Annotated in this window: 1 protein-coding gene and 1 pseudogene; both read left to right on the forward strand. The window is 35.7% G+C overall.

Annotated elements, in window-relative coordinates:
- The first annotated feature begins 625 nt into the window (after positions 1 to 625).
- Positions 626 to 868 (forward strand): hypothetical protein, encoded by a 243-nt coding sequence (locus tag BN202_RS05300; protein WP_034987343.1) that lies wholly within the window; start codon positions 626 to 628, stop codon positions 866 to 868.
- 803 nt (positions 869 to 1671) lie between these two features.
- A pseudogene (locus tag BN202_RS05310) lies at positions 1672 to 2032 on the forward strand (helix-turn-helix domain-containing protein).
- Positions 2033 to 2697 lie beyond the last annotated feature (665 nt).

Below are 2697 nucleotides of genomic sequence, written 5' to 3' on the forward strand. Positions count from 1 at the left end.
CTGTGGTGCGGGATAAGATCTATGCCATGATGCTTTCTATCATAACACCTTTATTTAATCAGTTTAGGATATGTTCTTTATCGGTATTCTTGGTGAGAAAATTATCTTAAGAATAAATTGAGTTCTAGTTTGATGCTTAAAAAGAGTGTGTGAGATGGTGGCTTTGCCATTGCCAACCATTCTTATGCCGTTTTGCTATCATTAGCACGGTAAGTTGCTTCTGATTGAGCAGTATAAATACAATCTTTAACCCCATTGCTTGCTCGCAATTCTTCATGCTTAGCATCAGTCATATCGTTCTTTGAGAATTCCTTTTTTATCAAAAACTCTTTACCATGGTGAATGTTAACATATGCATCTCATGACTGAATATGAGCAACAAAAAACGATAATTCATTTGTTGAGGGATTTAAACAAAATCTATATATCGATTGTATTCAAAATGCGCAATGCCTTATTTCATAGTTAGACTCATTTGGGCAAAGATCATTTTAAAATTTCATTTATTTATAAGAAGCGTATTTTATGAAACGTGTTGTTTTCTCTCTTTTCTTCAGTGTTATCTTCAGTAACGGTTAATGCTCTGTCGGTGGCAATGATTGGGGGGTATGGGAAGGAGGCAATAGTGAATAAAATTATAGAACAAAATAGGCATAAGAACTTTGGAGAACAGCAAAAAGATATTCTGCGGGATATTATTGTTCCTTATAGAATAAACCTTTTTAAAAATAGCAACACTTACTTTAAAATTGAAAGGGGAGATCGTTCACTTTTTCGCTCTATGGAATTGAGGAATTTGTGTGGTTATATTAACTCGTCAAATCCCGTTGACCACGAATGGGTGATCCTGCCAGATTGCGCTAAATGAGTCAAAAAGAGATAATAGAGGCTCTTGATAAAGAAGTGCATTTTGTTGTACAGGATGCGCAACATCACAAAAAAATCCTTTGTTTTTAGTTGCTTAGATCTTAGAAGAACAGATTGATTGGTGTATTCTCTGGATATATTGGCTGTGCTAGCAGCCAATATATTGACCAAAGTGGTGCTGGTGAAAAGCTTTGTCCTTTGAGCTGTGCTTGAGCGGCAATATTTTGAAGGAAATTTTTTGTTTTATTGCTGTTGCTTGTGCTCTCTGCTTTTGAATGTGGCTTTTCACCAAACTTTATATTTGCTGCTCCTCTCTTCACTATCAGCAAAATATCATTTTTTTGCATCTTAACATTTTAAAATGCAGAAATTTGAAATGCTCGTTTTTTGTGATGCATTGATATAACCTAAAAGAGCTTTTTCATCTCATAATTATTTTGGAGATAACCTTTATCATAATGTAAAACTTGATTTTTGAGATCTGTTTTTTGCCTCCTTTTGAAAGTCTCAAATATTTGTAATTTTTAAAGAGTCAAAGATCTTTTTATTTTTATTGCCAATCTCTTGAAATTACTTTATTAATAAAGTGATTTTGATTGTCTGGGGAGCGATTAAGAGGGGGACTCATCACTTTAAAGTTCTCACATAAAATCAATTCCACTTTGTGCTATCTCACAGATTCCGGGAGTTTTTGCTCTGTCCAAGTGTTCCCTAAACACTAAAAGCAAAAAACTGATCAAATGCAGTGTTTTTGATTCCCGGAAATCCAATGAGAGGGTGCTTGCAGCCGGTGGGGGGATATAAGTGCAAGCAAAAAATCCACATTTGAATGATGTTTCTGTTGGCAAAAAAATTCGTTACAGAAGAGTGATGATGAGGATTTCTCAAAAAAAATTAGGGCGCTATTTGGGAGTTAGTTTCCAACAAATCCAAAAATATGAAAAAGGGATTAATCGTGTGGGTGATGGACGTTTGCAGGAAATTGCTAACATATTGAATGTCCCCATTGGCTTTTTTATGCGGATATTGCAAAAAAGACCATATCTCACAGCAGAGTTATACAGAAATCTTTAGCGAAAAAGAAACTTTGCTGTTAAAAAATTTTAGAGCACTCAAACCTAAAAAACAAAAAGCTATTTTGTGGTTGATTTCTGATTATGAATAAAAACACTTTCCTTTTGCATCGTTGTTATTTCGTTGCGGATTTCAAATTGTAAAATATCACCAAAACGAAAAAAATTTCATCAGATGGCGTTAATTTCTCTACAAGTGCTCGAATTTTTTGAGACATTCGAACAAATGAGAGAGAATTATACGCTTTGTTTTCCTCCTCCGATGCTGCATGCTTCCCTCAATATGAACAGATCTTGTGGGGCTGTTATTTTGAAAAAATGTATGAGATGTTATCCCTTTGTCGTGCAATTTGATCAATTTCTTAGCTTATCACACCCAAAATGTTCTTGTTGTTTACTTAAAAGAGGGCAGTTGTTATGCCTGTGGCACATGCCTTTTGCGAGAGCTTTATGGGAATTTGCAGATTTGCGATTTTGCTGTTTTGCGTAAATGTTGAAAAGCGTAAAAATGTATATCTGTAAAAAAGTAAAGAATTTATGCGTTATCTCTGTTTTTATAGCCGCTTGGAGGGCATGGTTGATGAATTGCTTAAGGGTTAAGTGTTGTTGCACAAAGACATTTTGGGGAGTGTGTGTGGGGGGAAGGGAAGTGTTGGTGCGGGATATTTGGATATGGGGACATTTGGGTGCGAGGTGAGATTTGCTCTTTTGCGGGGCGTTGGGAGAGGGGACGCGTGCTAAGCTGCGCATTGTTGTG

It is taken from the genome of Bartonella florencae (assembly GCF_000312525.1).
Taxonomy (GTDB): Bacteria; Pseudomonadota; Alphaproteobacteria; order Rhizobiales; family Rhizobiaceae; genus Bartonella; species Bartonella florencae.